Annotated in this window: 11 protein-coding genes and 1 pseudogene; 5 read left to right on the top strand and 7 right to left on the bottom strand. The window is 74.0% G+C overall.

Features of this window, described 5'->3' with window-relative positions; all coding sequences use genetic code 11:
* The 3 genes from ACFTWP_RS30465 to ACFTWP_RS30475 form a co-directional block, all read right to left on the bottom strand.
* Entirely contained in the window at nucleotides 1-1,527 is a 1,527-nt protein-coding gene (locus tag ACFTWP_RS30465; protein WP_380268156.1) for a sugar transferase, read from the bottom strand.
* Nucleotides 1,528-1,858: 331 nt separating this feature from the next.
* Entirely contained in the window at nucleotides 1,859-3,022 is a 1,164-nt protein-coding gene (locus tag ACFTWP_RS30470) for a glycosyltransferase (protein WP_380268157.1), read from the bottom strand.
* A gap of 296 nt (nucleotides 3,023-3,318) precedes the next feature.
* A complete protein-coding gene (locus ACFTWP_RS30475) occupies nucleotides 3,319-3,759 on the bottom strand; it encodes an SRPBCC family protein (RefSeq protein WP_380268158.1) in 441 nt (146 codons plus the stop codon).
* Between the two features lie 4 nt (nucleotides 3,760-3,763).
* On the opposite strand from ACFTWP_RS30475, the pseudogene ACFTWP_RS30480 reads away from it, so the two are divergent.
* Nucleotides 3,764-4,213: pseudogene (locus ACFTWP_RS30480) on the top strand (redoxin domain-containing protein); the annotation flags it as partial.
* 333 nt (nucleotides 4,214-4,546) lie between these two features.
* Complete coding sequence (locus tag ACFTWP_RS30485; RefSeq protein ID WP_380268189.1) at nucleotides 4,547-5,440, top strand: HipA family kinase; 894 nt, start codon at nucleotides 4,547-4,549, stop codon at nucleotides 5,438-5,440.
* A 129-nt stretch (nucleotides 5,441-5,569) separates the two neighbouring features.
* Here ACFTWP_RS30485 and ACFTWP_RS30490 read toward each other — a convergent pair whose 3' ends face one another.
* Nucleotides 5,570-7,060 carry a S8 family serine peptidase gene (locus ACFTWP_RS30490; RefSeq protein WP_380268159.1) on the bottom strand — a complete coding sequence of 497 codons (1,491 nt, stop codon included), beginning with the start codon at nucleotides 7,058-7,060 and terminating at the stop codon, nucleotides 5,570-5,572.
* Between the two features lie 192 nt (nucleotides 7,061-7,252).
* A complete protein-coding gene (locus ACFTWP_RS30495; protein ID WP_380268160.1) occupies nucleotides 7,253-10,198 on the bottom strand; it encodes a glycoside hydrolase family 48 protein in 2,946 nt (981 codons plus the stop codon).
* A gap of 298 nt (nucleotides 10,199-10,496) precedes the next feature.
* Here ACFTWP_RS30495 and ACFTWP_RS30500 point away from each other — a divergent pair, with 298 nt between their 5' ends.
* A complete protein-coding gene (locus ACFTWP_RS30500) occupies nucleotides 10,497-12,080 on the top strand; it encodes a cellulase family glycosylhydrolase (RefSeq protein WP_380268161.1) in 1,584 nt (527 codons plus the stop codon).
* A 263-nt stretch (nucleotides 12,081-12,343) separates the two neighbouring features.
* Here ACFTWP_RS30500 and ACFTWP_RS30505 read toward each other — a convergent pair whose 3' ends face one another.
* Nucleotides 12,344-13,603: an amidohydrolase family protein gene (locus tag ACFTWP_RS30505; protein ID WP_380268162.1), complete on the bottom strand. Its 1,260-nt coding sequence runs from the start codon at nucleotides 13,601-13,603 to the stop codon at nucleotides 12,344-12,346.
* A gap of 1 nt (nucleotide 13,604) precedes the next feature.
* On the bottom strand, nucleotides 13,605-15,047 hold the full coding sequence (locus ACFTWP_RS30510) for a glutamine synthetase (RefSeq protein WP_380268163.1): 1,443 nt from the start codon (nucleotides 15,045-15,047) through the stop codon (nucleotides 13,605-13,607).
* Between the two features lie 523 nt (nucleotides 15,048-15,570).
* On the opposite strand from ACFTWP_RS30510, the gene ACFTWP_RS30515 reads away from it, so the two are divergent.
* A complete protein-coding gene (locus tag ACFTWP_RS30515) occupies nucleotides 15,571-17,367 on the top strand; it encodes a 3-hydroxyacyl-CoA dehydrogenase family protein (protein WP_380268164.1) in 1,797 nt (598 codons plus the stop codon).
* A gap of 161 nt (nucleotides 17,368-17,528) precedes the next feature.
* The gene (locus tag ACFTWP_RS30520) at nucleotides 17,529-18,482 is read left to right on the top strand and encodes a TetR family transcriptional regulator (RefSeq protein ID WP_380268165.1); all 954 of its coding nucleotides are present in this window, start codon (nucleotides 17,529-17,531) and stop codon (nucleotides 18,480-18,482) included.
* The last annotated feature ends 11 nt before the right edge of the window (nucleotides 18,483-18,493 follow it).

The following is an 18,493-nucleotide window of genomic DNA, read 5'->3' on the forward strand; positions in this document are numbered from 1 at the left end:
TCAGCTTCCGTCCGGGTGGAGCATCAGGGCCGCGGTGCGGAGCAGGAGTTTGACGTCCTGCCACAGGCTCCAGCTCTCGATGTAGCGGTTGTCGAACCGGGCCCGGTCCTCGATGGAGGTGTCGCCGCGCAGGCCGTTGACCTGGGCGAGACCGGTGAGGCCGACGGGGACGCGGTGCCGGTCGGGGTACTCGGGGTAGGCCTGGCCGAAGCGCATCACGAAGTAGGGGCGCTCCGGGCGGGGGCCGACCAGGCTCATGTCGCCGCGCAGGATGTTCCACAGCTGCGGCAGTTCGTCGAGCGAGCTGCGGCGCAGCAGCCGGCCCACCGCGCCCATCCGGTGGTCCTGGGCGATGTTCCAGCGGGTGGCGGACTCGTGCTCGTTGCTGGGGCGCAGGGTGCGGAACTTGAGCAGGGTGAAGACCCGGCCGTCGAGTCCGGTGCGCTGCTGGCGGAAGAGCACGCCGGCGCCGGTGTCGAAGCGGACGGCGAGCGCGCAGGCGGCCAGGACGGGGGCGAGGGCGATCAGGCCGAGCGCGGCGGCGGTGATGTCGAGGGCCCGCTTGCCGGTCCAGCCCGGGCGGCGCATCGCCGGGCGGCCGATCCGCAGGCAGGGGAAGCCCCAGAGGTGGTCGCCGCCGCGCGGGCGGCCGCCCTCGTGCAGCGAGCCGTACTCGCGCAGCGCCGGCACCAGCCAGACCTGGCAGCCCAGCCGGGCGGCCTCGCGCAGGGCGGCGGCGGTCTCGGCCCCGTCGGCGGCGCCCTCGGTGGCGAGGACGTGGTGGACGCGGTGGCGGCGGACCTCGCGCTCCAGCATCTCGCGACCGCCGAGCACCGGGAGCCCGGTGCCGCCGGCCGCCGGTGCCGGCTCGGGGTCGAGGAAGCCGACCGGGCGCAGGCCGTACTCGCGGCGCTCGGTGAGGGCCGCGGCCACCCGCTGGCCCAGCTGGCCGGCCCCGAGCAGCAGGACGGGGCTGGGGCGGCGGCGGCGGGCCCGGCGGATCAGGTGGTAGGACAGGGCGCGCCCGCAGCAGGCGAGCAGCAGGAAGACGCCGAGCAGGGTGAGCAGCCGCACGGGGGTGCCGGTGCCCCGGTCGGGCCAGGCGCCGTCGAGGCAGCCGGCCACGGTGACGGCGAAGGCGGTGGCGACCACGGACCGGGCGGCGAGGGCGGGCAGCTCGTCCAGGGCGGAGAGGGTGAGCCGGCTGCGGTAGAGGCCGCCGGCGAGGTTGAGCACCAGCAGCAGGGCGAGCAGGACGCCGGGGGCGAGCAGCGGTTGGTCCCGGCCGGTGGCGCCGAGGGTGGTGGTGCTGAGCCCGGCGGCTGCGGCGAGGGCGAGGATGTCCACGGTGACCAGGGCGGCGGGCAGCGCGAGCCGGGAGCGGAACGGCCTGCGGTGCCGGCCGATCGCCGGTGCCGACCGGGCCGGGCCGAATGCGGCCGGGCGGTCCAGCACGCCGGTGGCGGGCCTGCGCGTGGCGGGCATGGACCCGCCCGCCCTCGGCACGCTCTCGTGGTCAATGGTCATCAGCGCACGAACTCCCCTGCTGTGTGCCCGCGACGCCGGGAGGGCGGCTCCGGGGCACCCGGGTCGGCCGTCCCGGTCCGGTGGGCGCGGTCCAGGTGGTGCCTGCTGCCGCGAACGGCTTTCGGCATGTTCGGTGGACTGCCGAGAGAAAGTGGAAAGAAGCAGGCAAATTCAGACAATACCGAACGCTGGCTTTTTTCTTGGAAGTTGACGTGCCACTTCATTCCACCCGCCCATTAATAGGAATGTCCGACTTGAAGCCTCGTCCTATTCGGTTGAGGTGCGAATACGGCAGCACCTTCGCGGCGAGCATTCACGGCTGGTAGAACGATCAGATCCGCCCCGGGACACGGTCCTCCGCGCGCCCGGCTGACCGCCCGGCCCCGGCCGCCCGCACAACCGTCCGGTACACCGCGTCGACCTGCTCCACCACCGCCCGCACGTCGTGGCTCCGCACCGCGTGCGCCCGGGCGGCCACCCCCCGCCGTTCGCATTCGATCGGATCCGCCAGCGCCCCCGCGATCCCCCGGGCCAGTGCGGCCCCGTCCCCGACGGGTACCAGCCCGCGCTCCCGCTCCTGCGGCGGCAGGCACTCCCGGGCGCCCGGCACGTCGGCCAGCAGCACCGGCCGGCCCGCCGCCATCGCCTCCAGCGGCGCCAGCGCCATCCCCTCCCAGCGCGAGGGCAGCACCACCAGGTCGGCCGCCGCCAGCCACGGTCGCGGATCCGGCACGTCACCGGTCATCCGGACTCCGGACGGATCCGCCAACTCCCTTACGGCGGCGGCCAGTGCGGCCTCGTCCGGCCCGCCGCCGACCAGCGCCAGCCGAGCCGCGGGCACCCGGCGCAGCACCTGCGGCCAGGCCCCGAGCAGGACGTCCTGACCCTTCTGCCGGCAGAGCCGGCCGACACAGACCGCCAGCGGCGCCTCCAGGTCCAGGCCCAGCGACATCCGGGCCGCACGGCGCTCGGCCGGCGCGTAGTGCCGCACGTCCACCCCGTTCGGGACCACCGCCCAGCCGGCCCGGACACCGGCGGCCTCGCCGTCCCGCCGCTCCTGCTCGCTGACGCAGAGCACCCGGTCCGCCCAGCGGGCCGCGTACCGCTCCCAGCGCAGGGTGGCCGCCGCCACCGGGCCCTCGACGGCCGCGAACGACCAGGCGTGCGGCTGGAAGACGGTCGGCAGCGCACCCCGGACGGCCAGCCGGCCCGCCAACCCCGCCTTGGCGCTGTGCAGGTGGAGCACGTCGGGCGCCGCCGCCCGGACGATCCGGCGCAGTCGCCAGGTCTCGACCGCGGTCGCCGGGCCCGGCGAGCGGCCGGCCGGCCAGTCCTGCACCAGGGCTCCCGCGGCGCCCGCCTCGGCCGCCAGCCGGCCGCCCGGCGGACAGGCCAGCAGCACCCGGTGGCCCGCCTCGCGCTGGCCGCGGACCAGGTCGACCAGGACCCTGGCCACGCCGCCGTCGACGGGCTGGGCGATGTGAAGGATCGTCATAGACACGGCGGCGAGCCTAGGGTCGGGCCGGGCCCGGCCGACCCCGCGGCCACCCGCCCCGGCCGGCATCCACCCGTACGGCGCGCGAGTCCGTACGGGTGTCCGGGCCGATCGAACGGAGGTGCCCGACCGGCCCGCGACGGCCGTCACCGCCCGACGGGACGGGCGTCCGTCACCTCGGGCGAGCCGGGCCGGTCAGCCCCGGGCGAGGCGGGCGGGCGGCCGCCCGCACCCCGGGATCGGACGGTCGGCCGCCGGATCGGGGCCGGACGGCCGCCGCCTCGGGACGGAACGGGTCAGCGGACCTCGTCGGCGAGGGCCGCCAGCACCTGGTCGTGGATCCGGTTGAGCCCCTTCGGGGCGAAGGTCCGCTCGAAGAACCCGCCGATGCCGCCGGCGCCCTGCCAGGTGGTCTCCACCGTGACCTTGGACCGCCCCTCACCCGCGGCCGAGACCGTCCAGGTGATCACCATGCTGGAGTTGGCGTCGCTCTCCACGAGCTTCTCCGGGCTCGGCGAGGTGACGGTGAACAGGCAGTCGCGCACCCGCTTCTCGGTGGCCTGCAGCCGCCAGTGCACCTGGGTGCCCGCGCCGGTGCCGCCCGCCCGCACCTCGTACTCGCTGTACTGCTCGGGCAGCAGCTTCGGGCGGGTCACCTGGTAGTCGGCGAGAGCCTCGTACACCCGCTCGGGGGAAGCCTCGTAGACCCGCTCGGTGGTGGCGTACACCTGTCCCATGACCATGCTCTCCTCGACTGGACACCGGTTGCTCCGGCAAGCCAACCACCGGCGCGGCCCGGTACCAAACCGGGGCCGCCGCCCAGGGGACGCGCACACGACGCCGCCCGCCGGGGCCGCGCCCGGGGCTCGCCCCGGACCGGGCTCAGCCCACCCGTGCGCTGCGCCTTCGCCTCGCCCAGGCGCAGGGCCAGCACCGCTGCACCGCTGCACCGAGCAGGAGGACGCAGAGCCCGGCCGGCCGGGCCGGCGCGGGAGCCAGTGCGGCCGGGCCAGGCCCGGCCGCACCCTGGAGATCCGGCTGCCGCGCGACGCCCGTCCGGAGTTCCGCGCCGCCCGCGTCACCGTACGCGCGGTGAGCACCCAACGGCCCGACGCGCAAAGGGCGTTCGCCAGCGCGGAGGAGCTGCCGTTCACCCTGCTCTCGGACCTGGACGTCCGGCCGGCGGCGGCCCTGCGGCTCCCCGCCTTCCACGTCGGGCAGGACTGCAGGCTGAAGCGGGCCGTGCCGGTGCCGGACCGCGAGCGGGCGGTGCGGCACGCGGCCTTCCCGGTCGCCGATGTCCCGGCGCCGGTCGAGCAGGCCCTCGCGGTGGCCCGGGCCGTCACCGAGCGGCCCGCGGAGCGGTGGGGCCCCGGCACAGTCGGGCCGCGGAGCCAGGACTGCGGGGGGCAGGGCTGCGGAGCCAGGGCTGCGGGGCCAGGACTACGGACGGACGGCAGCCCGGACACCGGCCGGGGGAATCCGTTCGCGGTCGGACGGGGGTCGCAGGCTAGGGTGGCCGGTGTGCTCGATCAGGTGACCGCAGTCCGCTATCTCGACCCGCTCCGCGCGGGCGGTTCCGTGCCCGGGGTCGTGGAGACCGACGACCTGGGCACGTACGTGGTGAAGTTCACCGGCGCCGCGCAGGGTCGCAAGGCCCTGGTGGCCGAGGTGATCGTCGGCGAGCTGGCCCGCCGGCTGGGGCTGCGGGTGCCCCCGCTGGTGCTGGTCGACTTCGACCCGGCGGTGGCGGACCACGAGCCCGACCCCGAGATCCAGGACATCCTCCGCGCCAGTGCCGGGACCAACCTCGGGATGGACCTGCTGCCCGGCGCCCGCGACTTCCGGCCCGGGATGATCGACGTCGACCCGGCCGAGGCCGGCCGGGTGGTCTGGCTGGACGCCCTCACGGCCAACGTCGACCGCACCGTCCACAACCCCAACCTGATGGTCTGGCACGGCCGGCTCTGGCTGATCGACAACGGCGCCGCGCTCGTCTTCCACCACCGCTGGAGCGGCGCCGGGGCGGCGGTGAACCGCCGCTACGACCTCAGCGCCCACGCGCTCGGCGGCTACCGTCCGGACGTCGCCCGGGCCGACAGCGAGCTGGCCCCGCTGGTCACCCCCGCGCTGCTGCGCGAGGTCCTGGCCCTGGTACCGGACGAATGGCTCACGGACGAACCGGGGTTCGACTCCGCGGCGCAACTGCGCGAGACGTACGTCGGGCACCTGTCGGCCCGCGCCGCCGACTCGGCGGCCTGGCTGCCGGAGGGCTTCGCCACGCCGGAGGAGCAGCGCGCCGCCGAGGCCGAGCGCGCCGCGGCCACCCGGGCCGCCCGGCCGGCCTGGTTGCAGCAGGTTCCCGACCTGCACGGGAAGCCGGCCGTCGAGATCGACGGCCGCGGCCACTTCGGCTGAGCGGGCACCCGTACCGCGGACGGACCTCCGGCGGAGGCCCGTACCCGGGGGTGCCCGACCGGCGGAAGGGGAGCCGGCCCAGGACGGGCCGACTCCCCCCACTACCGTCGATCGTGGTGGATCAGCGCGTCAGCGCCACCACTGGACCGCCTTCTGGGCGTTGATGATGCCGGCCCCGTAGAAGCCGTTGTCGTTCTCGCCGCCCTCGCAGGTGGCGGTCCAGGCGCCGGCGCCGCCCGGGTTGTACGGGCCGGCCGGGCAGGCGTGCGACTCGGCCTGGTTGAGCAGCAGCTCGGTCAGCTCCTCCGGGTCCGCCCAGGGGAAGGTGCTGGCGAGCAGGGCGACCACGCCGGTGGTGTGCGGGGACGCCATCGAGGTGCCCTGCTTGTAGCCGTAGCCGCCGCCGGTGACGGTGGACAGCACCCGGCCGTTCTTGTCCGGGGTGGCCGGGATCTGGTAGCGGGCGTCGCCGCCGGGGGCGGCCACCGTGGCCACACCCTTGCCGTAGCTGGAGTAGTAGGACTTGTCGCCGTTGACACCGACGGAGGTGGTGACGATGACGCCGGGCAGCTCGGTCGGCAGCGACAGGCAGTTCTGGTCGATCGGGCGGGTGCCCGGGGTGGTGTCGTCGGGGCTGGTGGTGTCGACCGTCTTGTGGGCCAGGTCGATGTTCTCGTTGCCGGCCGCGGCGACGTTGAGCACGCCGTTGCGCTGCGAGAAGGCCACCGCCCGGCGGACGGCGGTGGTGATCGCCGCCTGGTCCGGGTCGTTCTTGCAGTTGAACAGCCACGGGTCGATGTAGTAGCTGTTGTTGGTCACCTTGAAGTGGTGCTCACCCGCCCAGACGAAGCCGCAGACCGCGTACTCCGGGTAGATGAACCCGCCGTCGTCGACCACCTTGACGGCGGCCAGCTTGACGTTCGGGGCGATGCCGACGATGCCCTTGCCGTTCTTGGCGGCGGCGATCGTCCCGGCCACGTGGGTGCCGTGGTCACTGGCGGTCGGCTGCCAGGCCTGCCAGGAGGTGTCGGGCTTCCCGCCGTTGATGCAGGAGACCGACTGCGAGGGGTCGACGTTGGCGGCGAGGTCCTCGTGGGTGGCCTCGATGCCGGAGTCCAGCACGCCGACCGTGACGTCGCGACTGCCGAGGGATATCTCGTGCGCCTTGTCGACGCCGATCTGGCGCATGTCCCACTGGTTTGCCTCCAGCGGTTCGGTGCCGTCCGTCGGTGCGGCGGCCGGCACGTCCGCCGGGACGGTGGCCTCGACGTCGCTCTGCAGGATCCCCGCGGTACGGCTGGCGCCGACCGAGTCGATGCCCTTGACGGGCCGCAGCTTGGCCGCGAAGGCGGTGTCGGTGGAGCGGGCGATCACCACACCGATCTGGTCGTACGACTGGACCACCGTGCCGCCGAGGGCCGTGATCTCGCGCTCGACCTTCTGCACCTGCCCGTGGTTGGCCTTGGTGTTGACCACGTAGCTGATCAGCGGCCCGCTGGCACTTCCGGCCGCAGGGGTGGCTGCGGCGGCGGCGCCGGCCGGCAGCGCGAGTGCGCCGGCCGTGGCGAGAGTGAGACCCACCACCGCCAGCCGGGTCGGGCGTATCCGCTGAACTCTCATAGGGGTTGACCCTCCGGAGACTCGGATGCGCCTGCGGGTTGGCAGGCGCACGGGAATGATCGGGACGTTAGTGAACGCCCGTCGCAATCCGCAAGAGGTCGACACCCCGCCATCACAAACCGGCCACGCAGCCGGGCGCACGGCCGGCTCCCACCGTGGCCGTGCGCCCAACTCCCGTGACGGGCTTTGCTGTCAGAGGTTGAACAGATCCCCGTAGGTCGCCATCGCGGTCGCGATGTCGGCCTGCGCCCAGAACCGGTGGTAGGTGAAGACCGGAGCCGGGCCCCCGTTCAGGTAGGACTGCACCTTCGCGAAGGACGGGTCGTTCTTGTACCAGGAGCGGATCGAGAGGAAGGTCGACGAGGAGTTCACCGCGTCACCGTTCGGCATCGTGCCCGTCCAACCGGACGGCACCGACAGCGAGTCGTTGAACCGGCTGTAGTCGGTACGGGTCTCGGGCACCGCGATGCCGAGCGCGTCCTGACTGTTCGCCCACATGCCGTCGAGCAGCTTCTGCGCGGCCGTCTTCGCCGCCGCGTTACCGGACTTGGCCGCGTAGTAGGAGAGCAGCTTGGCGTACGAGCCCGCCACGCCGACGTCCTTGGTGTAGTCGACGACGCTCACGTGCAGGCCCGTGTTGGCGCCCGGCGTGGTCGCGTTCCAGGTGTCCGGCTTCCCGGTCCAGGCGAGCGTGGACGGGATCTGGTAGCCGCCGTCCGCGGTGAAGGTCGTCTTGGACAGTGCCCAGGTGACCCACTTGTCCAGCACCGCCTTGGCCTTGGCGTCGCCGCTCGCGTAGTAGTACTCCGCGACCCGCTCCATGCCCCAGGCCTGGAATCCGAACCACTGGTTGCTCGGCGGGTCGTGGTAGACCGGCGCCTCGTCGTAGTACATCCCGTAGAAGGTGGGCGTACCGGTCGGCGGCGTCGCGTAGCTGCCCTCCCAACTGTTGGTCGCGCCACCGGAGATGGCGCCCTCGCTGGACTGCAGCCACTGGATGAACTCCATCTGGCGGCCCAGGCTGGTCGTCCAGTCCGCCTTGCCGGTGGCCGACTTGGGCGCCAACGAGGCGTCGTTCACCAGGGCGTAGGCCGCCATCGGGTTCTGGTAGCCGCCGTGCGCGGCGCTGTCGCCGATCCGCCAGGCCCAGCCCGCGTTGGTGTCGCTCGCCCCGCCCCAGGCGTAGTACCAGGAGAGCAGGTAGTGCGAGGAGTCCTTGCCGGAGCCCGCCGCGCAGGTGCTCGGCCCGGTGCAGTTGCCGATCTTCTTGAAGTACTTGTCGTACATCGCGTAGCGGAGGTAGTCGCCCATCTTGCCGGCCTTGGCGACGGTGGTCGCCACGGAGGCGCCGTTCCCCTGGGCCTTGGCCCATGTGTCCGCCCAGTAGGCGGCCTGGATGGCGCGGGCGTCCGCGTCCGGCGCGTCGGTGTACTTCCACTGCTTGGCGTACGAGGAGTCCTTGACGAACAGGTCCAGGTAGCCGTTCTTGCCGCCGTAGGCGAACTTGTCGCAGGTCGGCTGCGGGACGGTCTCCCAGACCGACTCCTGCGCACCGCGCTGGTAGGTGTTGATGTACGACGGACCGGTGTCGCTCGGCCCCGCCTCGCACTTGCCCGGCGAGTTGCCGTAGCCGTACACGTTGTCGACGTCCTGCAGCCAGTGCATGCCGTAGATGTCACTGGTGCCGTACGTGCTGCTGAGCTCGGCCGCGATCGGGTCCTGGCCCGCCGTCACCGAGGAGTCCAGCTGAGCCGGGTAGTCGCTGGGCAGCGGGCGCTCGGGGGCGTAGGTCGCGGGCTTGGAGGCGTTGTAGAAGCTGTTGGTGGGCTGGTCGGCGTGGGTGGGGATCATGTACGTCTCCATGAGCGTCCACGCCGCGTTGAACTTCGTCCAGTCCTTGGTGACCCGGCCGTACTGGGCCTCCAACCAGAGCAGGTAGCTGTACGCCTCCGAGGTCGTCTCGTGGCCCTGGTCCGGCGCCTCGACGAGCAGCGTCTCCACCGAGTGGTAGGGGATGCCCTCGGGCGAGAAGTAGCCGTTCGCCGGGTCCTTGATCTTGTTGTAGAGCTGCAGGAAGCGGTCGTTGTACACCCCGCTGGCGGCGGCCAGCTCGGTCACCGTGACGGTCGAGGCGGTGTAGCCGGGGGCGGTCGAGGTGAAGGTCGCCGAACCGGTGCCGGTGGCGTCGGCGGTCAGCGTGACGTTCTGCGCGGTGGCCCAGTTGGCCGGGGTGAAGGTGAGCGTGGCCCCGCCGGTGACCGACAGCCCGGTGTTGCCGGCGGTCCTGGCCGTGGTCACCGTGACGTTCGCCGCCGGCTGCGCCGAGAGCTTCAGCCCGAAGGTGCCGGTCTTGCCCTGGGCCACGGACACGCTGGTCGGCACCGCCGAGATGGCCGGGCCGGCCGCCACCGTGACGCCAGCGGGCGTGGACTCGCCGGTGGCCCCGGTGCCGTCGTAGGCCTTGGCGTAGACCGAGTGGCTGCCGGCCGCCGCGCCCGTCCAGGTGAAGGCGTACGGCGCGGTGGTGTCGGTCCCCAGCAGGGTGGTGTTGTCGTAGAACTCGACCTTGCTGATGCCGGCGCCGTCCGAGGCCGAGGCGGTCGCGCTGATCGGGATGCTCGCCCCGGCCGCGTAACTCGCGCCGGGTACGGGGCTGGTGAGCGCGGTGACGGGCGCGGCGTGGGCACCGGTGCAGCTGGTGCCGTTGACGGCGAACGAGGTGGGCGCCGCGTTGGTGCCGCTGTAGGCGAAGTTGGCGCCGGCCGAGACCGAGCCGCCGGGCGCGATGGTGGCGTTCCAGCCCAGGTTGGTGACGCTGACGTTCTTGCCGCTCTGGGCCCAGGTGCCGCTCCAGCCGCTGCCGGAGAGGGTCTGGTTGCCGGCGTACGCGTAGGTCAGCGTCCAGCCGTTGATCGCGGCGGTGCCCTTGTTGTTGACCGCGACGTTGGCGGTGAAGCCGCTGCCCCAGTCGTTGGTGGTGTAGTCGACGGTGCATGCCAGCGCGGCCGCCGAGGCCGGGGCTCCGACGGCGGTGGTCAGGCCGGTGGCGAGCAGGGCGAGCGAGACGCCGAGCGAGCCGGTGAGGCGGCGTCCGGGCGTGCGTGAGCGCAGGGTGGGAGGTGACAAGACGAGCTCCATCTGGTGGGGGGAAGCGGGTCCTTGCCGTGCATGCGTTGCGTTCGCGAGACGCCGCGACCGGTGGGGCCGGGCCGCTGCGTCTCGCGAGGCTGTGGGAGCGCTCCCAAGAATCGGACCGGTCGCAGGAGGTGTCAAGAGGGTGCGCGCGAACGTCCGCGAGTTCCCATCTCACGGACAAATGGCAAGTCAGAAAGGGCAGATGGATTGTCATGTTGAGCACCGGTCGCTATCTTCCGTCACGGGCATGTGGGAGCGCGCCCACGAAAATGCTCGATCTTGGCACCTCTAGGAGCAACACATGTCCGTCCGCAGAAAGGCCCTGGCGATGGGTTCCGCGCTGGCCGCGGCCGCCGCCGCGACCCTCGCGCTGGTAGGCCCCGGCAGCGCCTCGGCCGCCACCACCGCCTGTACCGTCGACTACTCCACGAACGACTGGGGCAGCGGCTTCACCGCCAATGTGAAGATCAACAACCTTGGCAGCGGCACCGTCAACGGCTGGACGCTGACCTACGCGTACGCCGGCAACCAGACCCTCTCCGGCAGCGGCTGGAGCGGCACCTGGGCCCAGAGCGGCAAGAACGTCAGCGTCACCAACCTGTCCTGGAACGCCACCATCGCGCCCGGCGGCTCGGTCTCGGCCGGCGCCAACTTCGCCTACAGCGGCACCAACGCGGCACCGACCGCGTTCGCCGTCAACGGACTCGCCTGCACCGGCGCGCCCACCAGTGCGTCCCCGTCGGCCTCGGCCAGCCCGACCGCCACCGCCTCGCCCACCGCCACCACCTCGCCCAGCGCGACGGCCACCGCCTCGCCGACCGCGACCGCGACCGCCTCACCGACGGCGACCGCCACCTCGACGACGCCCGCCGGCGTGGCACCCGCCCTGCACGTCGTCGGCAACACCCTGGCCGACGCGTCCGGCAAGACCGTCACGCTGCACGGGGTCAACCGCTCCGGCACCGAGTTCATGTGCGTGCAGGGCTACGGATTCTTCGACGGCCCGGTCGACGCCGCCTCCATCGCCGCCATCAAGAGTTGGAAGGTCAACGCCGTCCGCGTCCCGCTCAACGAGGACTGCTGGCTCGGCGCGTCCAACGTCAAGCCGGAGTACGGCGGCGCCAACTACCGTGCCGCGATCAAGACCTGGGTCGACGCCCTGCGCACCAACGGCATCACGCCGATCGTCGAGATGCACTGGAGCCACGGCCTCTACACCGGCAACTCCTCCGGCTGCTCGGACGTGAACGCCACCTGCCAGAAGCCGATGCCCGGCGCCGAGGCCGTCCCGTTCTGGACCTCCGTGGCCGACACCTTCAAGGGTGACACCTCGATCGTCTTCGACCTGTTCAACGAGCCGTACCCGGACCGCGCCGTGTCCACCCTCGCCCAGGCCTGGCTGTGCTGGCGCGACGGCGGCAGCGCGTGCCCCGGCATCTCCTACCCGGTCAGCGGCATGCAGACGCTGGTCAACACCGTCCGCGCGACCGGCGCCAAGAACGTCATCCTGCTCGGCGGCCTCGCCTACTCCAACGACCTGGGCCAGTGGCTCGCCCACAAGCCGACCGACCCGACCGGCAACCTCGGCGCCGCCTTCCACGTGTACAACTTCAACACCTGCTCCACCGTCTCCTGCTTCGACTCCACCCTCTCCCCCGTGGCCGCCCAGGTGCCGCTGATGGCCGGCGAGATCGGCGAGAACGACTGCGCGCACGGCTTCGTCGACCAGGTGATGTCCTGGCTGGACGCCAAGAAGCTGTCCTACCTCGGCTGGACCTGGAACACCTGGGACTGCGGCTCCGGCCCGTCCCTGATCAGCAACTTCGACGGCACCCCGACCAACTTCGGCGTCGGCGTGCGTGACCACCTGCGGGCGATCGGCTGACGCCCCGGGCGGCGCGGCCGCCCGCACCGGGGGCTCGCCACCCGGGTGGATCCACCGCCCGGGCGGCCAGCGCCTGCCCGAACGCCCCGCCCGACCCCCTGCCCGACCGCCACGCTGCGGCCGGGCAGGGCGCCTTTCGGCCACTCGGCCACTCGGCCACCCCGCCCGCCCCGACCGCGCCACGTCCGCCTCCCCTCGGCTCCGGGACCGCCTCGGCTCCGGGACCGCCTCAGATCCGGGACCGCCTCAGATCCGGTACTGCCTCAGATCCGGTACAGCCGACGTGCGTTGTCGGCGGAGAGCAGTCGGGCGATCCGCGTCACGTCACCCGCGGAGCAGGCGCCGTCGGCACGCCAGGCCGCCAGCAGGGCGCCCAGCCCGTGCCGGAACTGGGCGGCGCCCACCAGGTGCAGTTCGGGCAGGCCGTAGCCGTCGGTGGAGAACAGCAGCTTGCCGAACGGCGCCAGCTCCAGCATCTCGCCGAGCACCGCGGCCACCCTCGGGCCGACGTAGGAGGCCGTCAGACCGAGGTCCGCGTACACCTGCGGGAAGGCCTGGGCCAGCCACGCCGCCTGCCGGTGGTACGGGTAGCCGTGCAGCAGGACGAGCGGCACGCCGGTGGGCTCCGCCGCCCGGACGAACCGGTGCAGCAGCGACGGGTCGGCCCGGTGCAGGGTGAGGTCGGGGTCGCCGAAGCCGGTGTGCAGCTGGATCGGCACCCGGTCCGCGGCGCAGGCGTCCAGCGCCGACCAGAGCAGGTGGCGCAGCAGGACGGGGTCGGTGAGCCGGCCGCCGCCCGCGCGCAGCCGGGCCCCGGCGGCCCGTACGACCTCGCGCTCGCTCGGCCGCTCGGCCGGGATGTCGAGCCCGTGCCGGTAGGCCAGCACGGACTTCAGGGCGACGGCGCCGGCTTCGAGGGCCGCCCCGACCGCCTCGCGGACGGCGGCCGGCCAGGCCCCGGCCGGCGGGTCCAGGGCCTCGGCGAGCGTCTCCAGCCGGGCCACCTCCCTGACCTGCGCACCGGTCAGGGCGGCGAACCCGGGCAGCGGCAGCAGGGAGTGGCCGGCCGCGGCGGTGAGCCCGGTGTCGACCAGGCAGGTGTCCAGGCCGGCGGCGGCGAGCAGGCGGCGGGTGGCTTCGCCGGCGCCGAGTTCACGTCGGCGGGCCAGATAGTCGGCGGCGGGGGCGTGTGCGGGCAGGTCGAGCACGGGCGGGCACCAGCGGCGTACGGCCAGCCCGAGGGCGCTGTCCAGGGGTGAGGTGCCGGGGGCCGGCGGGCGGTCCGACTCGGTGAGCAGCCCGGCCAGTTGCTGGTCGGTGAGCTCGGCGTCGAGCACGCTGTGGCAGTGGTGGTCGACCAGGACGGGCGGGCCGCCTGGCCACTCGCCGGGGCCGCCGTCGCCTTGAACGCCGTCGCCGGGGCCGGGACCGCCGTAGCCCGGGCTCGGGCCGTCCGAGGGCTTGCCGCGGTGGGTCGGGCCGCCGGCGCGGGCGGCCGCGCCACCGGCGGCGGCGGCACGCACCTCAGTACCGCCAGCGGGTCGCGGCGATGATCTCCTCGGCGGTGCGGCCGGCGAAGAGGGCGCTCTCGGCGCGGCGGACGGAGTGCACCGCCCAGTACAGCGGCTCGCCGAGCGCCTCCCGCAGGACGGCGGAGCGCTCGTAGGCGGCGATCGCCTCCGGCAGGTCCGCGGGCAGGCGGGGCACCGCCTCGGGGGCGAGCCGGGCCGGGTCGACGGTGGTCTCCGGTGGCAGGCGCAGGCCCCGGTCGATGCCGGCGAGGCCGGCGGCCAGCACGGCGCCGACCGCCAGATAGGGGTTGGCGGTGGCGTCGAAGCACTTGATCTCGGCGTTGGCCGCTTCGGCCCGCTCCCCCTCCGAGCCGGTGACCAGGCGCAGCGCGGCCTCGCGGTTCTCCAGCCCCCAGCACTGGTAGGCGCCCGCCCAGCGGGAGGGCACCAGCCGCAGGTACCCCGCCGGGCTCGGGGTGCCGAGGACGAGCAGTTCGGGGAGCGCGGCGAGCACGCCGGCCAGGAAGGCCTCCGCCTCGCCGGTGAGTCCGTGCGGCCCGGAGCCGCCGTGGGCCAGGTTGCGGCCGTCGCGCCAGAGGCTGAAGTGCAGGTGGGAGCCGTTGCCGACGCCGCCGGGCTCGACCGCGGGCGCGAAGGAGGCGCGCAGCCCGTGCCGGGCCGAGACGGCCCGCACGGTGTGCCGGACCAGGACGGAGGTGTCGGCTGCGGCCACCGGGCCCTCGGGGGCGACGGATACCTCGAACTGTCCGGGTGCGTACTCGGGGTGGATCTGCAGCACGCTCAGGCCCTGCTGCTCCAGCGCCCGCAGCACCTCGCGCAGGTAGTCGGAGAGGTCGGTCAGCCGCTGCAGGCCGTAGGCGGGGCCGGCCGTCGGGTAGCGGGGCTCCTCCTCCGGCGGCCCGGCCAGCGCCACCACCCACTCGACCTCGATGCCGGCCCGTACGGTCAGCCCGCGGGCCCGGGCCGCGGCCTCCATCCGACGGGCGAACAGGCGCTGGCAGCCGGGGTGCGGATCGCCCTGCTGGGTGTAGCGGTCGGCGGGGGCCCAGGCCCAACCGGGCTGGGCCGCGAGCGGAACGAGCCGGTCGAGGTCCGGGTACAGGCGCAGGTCGCCGACGGCGGCGCTGCCGGCGGGCGGGGCGGCGCCGGCCGGATCCGCCGCCGGGCCGCCGGCCCTCGAATCAGCGGCCGTCGAATCACCGGCCGTCGAGTCGTCGACCAGGAAGGCGTCGAAGCAGGGCGCGGCGCCGATGCCCCAGAGCGCGGCGTGCGCCAGGCCGCTCAGCGGCACGGCCTTCACCCGTGCCAGCCCCGCGTTGTCGACCCAGCCGACCGCCACGGCGTCCACGGCGGCCGTGCGCAGCCGGTCGGTGGCGAGCCGCGCCCGGGCGGCGCGCTCCGCCCGGGGCGGCCGGGTGTCGGGAGCAGTGGTCATGGGCCCATGCTTCCGTGCCCGCTGAGCTGGCGCTATTCCCCGTACGAGTGGTTTGGCGCGCCCGAGCCGCAGGGCCCGACGGTGCCGGGCGAGGGGCCCACCACCGGGCAGGGCCCCCGGACAGGGCTCCGGCCGCGGGCCCCGGGACTTCACCGGACGGCGCTCCGCACCTCTTCCTACTGCGAGGTAACTTCGCTACAGTGACCGCACGCACCACCGCCGGGCTTCGGGAGCCGCACCGGCGGGGTCGTCGCCCGGCGCGCCATCGCGCTCTGCGGGGCGACGGCGCGGGTGCCCTTCACCGGACCGCGCCCTGGCGGCGCGGCCGGATCCTCGTATCAGAGTCGCTTCCTTCTTCTTGAGCGCCTGAGTACCACGGCGTACCGCGGCACGGCCGGAGCGGACCGGCCCCCGCGCGTACCCCGCACCGTCATCTCCCTCCCCCGTGCGCGACCCTCCTCCGGCGGCAGCCGGCCCCCCGACGACGGGCGCGGCCGCGCCGCCGGGGCGCGCACGGGTCCATATGACAAGGAGTCAGGATCCAATGGAGCGTCCCTTTTCCACTGTCGCCGTGGTCGGCCTGGGCACCATGGGTGCCGGCGTCGCGGTGGCGGTCGCCAGGAGCGGCCGCCGGGTGATCGGTATCGAGGCGAACGGCGACAGCGCCGCACGGGCCCTGGCCCGGATCGCGGAGACCACCGCGCACGACGTCGAGCGCGGCCGGATCACCGCCGAGGAGCGCACCGAACTGCTCGCGCGGATCACCGTCGGCGACCGGCTGGACACCGCGGCGGCGGCCGACCTGGTGATCGAGGAGGTCCCCGAGCAGCTGGAGCTGAAGCGGGAGATCTTCGCCGAGCTGGACCGGATCTGCCCGGCCGAGACGGTGCTCGCGACCGGCACCACCGCACTGTCGGTGACCCGGATCGCGGCCGCCACCTCGCGGCCCGAGCGGGTGCTCGGCCTGCACTTCTTCAACCCGGTGCCGGTGATGAAGCTGGTCGAGGTCGTCCGTACGGTGCTGACCGCGCCGCAGGTGGCCGAGGCCGCCGCCGCCTTCGCCCGCGATCTCGGCAAGGAGCCGGTCGCGGCCGGCGACCGGGCCGGCTTCGTGGTCAACGGCCTGCTCTTCGCGTACCTGAACCAGGCCGCGTCGATGTTCGAGTCGAAGTACGCGACCCGCGAGGACATCGACGCCGCGATGCGGCTCGGCTGCGGCCTGCCGATGGGCCCGCTGGCCCTGCTGGACCTGATCGGCGTGGACACCGCCCGTACCGTCCTGGAGGCGATGTACGAGCAGTCCAGGGACCGTCTGCACGCACCGGCGCCGATCCTCGGCCAGCTGGTCGCGGCGGGGCTGCTGGGCCGCAAGTCCGGCCGCGGCTTCTACACGTACGAGGCCCCCGGCTCGTCCCGGGTGGTGCCCGGTGCCGGCGGCGCCGAGGCCGTCCGGGTGGCCGGCCGGGACGTCCGCACGGTCGGTGTCTGCGGGTCGGGCACGATGGCCACCGGCATCGTCGAGGTGTTCGCCAAGGCCGGGTACACCGTCCTGCTGGCGGCCCGCAGCCAGCAGAAGGCCGACGGCGCGAAGGCCCAGCTGGCGAAGTCGCTGGAGCGCTCGGTGACCAAGGGCCGGCTCTCCGCGGAGCAGCGGGACGCCGCGCTGGCGCTGGTCACGCCCACCGGGCTGTACACCGATCTGGCGGAGGCCGACCTGGTGGTCGAGGCCGTCGCGGAGGACCTCGCGGTCAAGCGCGAGCTGTTCGCGACCCTGGACAAGATCTGCCGGCCGGGCGCGGTGCTCGCCACCACCACCTCCAGCCTGCCGGTGATCAGCTGCGCGACCGCCACCTCGCGGCCGCAGGACGTGATCGGCATGCACTTCTTCAACCCGGCCCCCGCGATGAAGCTGGTCGAGGTCGTCTCGACCGTGCTGACCGCGCCGGACGTCACCTCGACCGTGCTCGACCTGTGCGCCAAGGTCCGCAAGCACCCGGTGGAGTGCGGCGACCGTGCCGGGTTCATCGTGAACGCGCTGCTCTTCCCGTACCTGAACGACGCCGTGCGGATGCTCCAGGAGCACTACGCGACGGTGGACGACATCGACACCGCGATGAAGCTCGGCTGCGGCTACCCGATGGGCCCGTTCGAGCTGCTGGACGTGGTCGGCCTGGACGTCTCGCTCACCATCGAGCAGGTGCTGCACCAGGAGTTCCGCGAGCCGGGCCTGGCCGCGGCGCCGCTGCTGGAGCACCTGGTGGCGGCGGGCTGCCTGGGCCGCAAGACCGGCCGCGGGTTCCGCGACCACGCACGCCGATGACCGCCCCCGCCGCAGGACCCCCCGGCAGCCCGCCGCGGGCCGGCTGGAGCCCCGCCGCGGCAGCCTCCCGGTGGCCCAGACCGAGCGTGTCGGGTCCGGTCGCGCCGGTGCGCCGGGCCAGGCCGGATGCCGCACCCGCCGGGGCGTGTAGCGTTCCGGGCATGGATCGGGTTCAGGCATCGTCCGAGCAGCAGTCCGCCGTACGGCAGCCGGCCGGCCGGCACGACCCGGCACGGCACGACCCGCCGCGGCCGGCCACCGCGCCCACCGCCCCCGACCAGGGGCCCGGCGGCCGCCGGGCCGCCGCGCAGCGCCTGCAGATGCGGCAGGACCTCGCCACCGCGGCGATGGAACTGTTCGCCGGGCAGGGCTACGAGGAGACGACGGTCGATCAGATCGCCGCGGCCGCCGGGGTGGCCCGGCGGACCTTCTTCCGGTACTTCCGGTCCAAGGAGGAGGCGATCTTCCCGGACCACGACGACACCCTGGTCCGGGTGGCCGACCTGCTGGCGAGCGCCGACTCCGAGGAGCACCCGCTGGACGTGGTCTGCCGGGGCATCAAGGAGGTGCTGCGGATGTACGCGTCCACGCCCTCCGTCTCGGTGGCCAGGTACCAGCTGATCCGCCAGGTGCCTGCCCTGCGCGAGCGCGAGATCGCCGTGGTGGCCCGGTACGAGCGGCTGTTCACCCGGTACCTGCTCGGGCGGTTCGACACGGCCGCGCAGATCCCGCCGGGCTGGCAGCGCGGCGGGGACGACGACTCGATGCTCGCCGAGGTCTCGGCGGCGGCGGTGGTGGCGGCGCACAACCACGTGCTGCGCCGCTGGCTGCGGGCGGGCGGCCACGGGGACGTGGAGGCCCAGCTGGAGCACTCCTTCGAGGTGATCCGGGGGACGTTCTGGGCCACCGAGCCCTCCGGGGTCCGGCGACGCGGTGCCCTGGTGGCACCCGGTGCCAGTGGTGACCCGTCCTCCCCGCTGGAGGTCGCCGCCGCGAGCGCACTGAGTGCCAGCCCGGGTGGTGAGGTCCTCATCACAGTGGCCCGCACGGATGCCCCGCTGGACATCGTCCTGGACAGCATCCGGGCCGCGCTGGCGGGCCCCAGGGCGGACTAGCGACCCGCGTT

This window comes from Kitasatospora sp. NPDC057015, from assembly GCF_042673745.1.
GTDB lineage: Bacteria > Actinomycetota > Actinomycetes > Streptomycetales > Streptomycetaceae > Kitasatospora.

Bases quoted from the DNA above. Each gene is read 5' to 3' on its own strand.
- ACFTWP_RS30465 (WP_380268156.1), bottom strand. From the start codon at position 1,527: ATGACCATTGACCACGAGAGCGTGCCGAGGGCGGGCGGGTCCATGCCC.
- ACFTWP_RS30470 (WP_380268157.1), bottom strand. From the start codon at position 3,022: ATGACGATCCTTCACATCGCCCAGCCCGTCGACGGCGGCGTGGCCAGG.
- ACFTWP_RS30475 (WP_380268158.1), bottom strand. From the start codon at position 3,759: ATGGGACAGGTGTACGCCACCACCGAGCGGGTCTACGAGGCTTCCCCC.
- ACFTWP_RS30490 (WP_380268159.1), bottom strand. From the start codon at position 7,060: ATGAGAGTTCAGCGGATACGCCCGACCCGGCTGGCGGTGGTGGGTCTC.
- ACFTWP_RS30495 (WP_380268160.1), bottom strand. From the start codon at position 10,198: ATGGAGCTCGTCTTGTCACCTCCCACCCTGCGCTCACGCACGCCCGGA.
- ACFTWP_RS30500 (WP_380268161.1), top strand. From the start codon at position 10,497: ATGTCCGTCCGCAGAAAGGCCCTGGCGATGGGTTCCGCGCTGGCCGCG.
- ACFTWP_RS30510 (WP_380268163.1), bottom strand. From the start codon at position 15,047: ATGACCACTGCTCCCGACACCCGGCCGCCCCGGGCGGAGCGCGCCGCC.
- ACFTWP_RS30515 (WP_380268164.1), top strand. From the start codon at position 15,571: ATGACAAGGAGTCAGGATCCAATGGAGCGTCCCTTTTCCACTGTCGCC.
- ACFTWP_RS30520 (WP_380268165.1), top strand. From the start codon at position 17,529: ATGGATCGGGTTCAGGCATCGTCCGAGCAGCAGTCCGCCGTACGGCAG.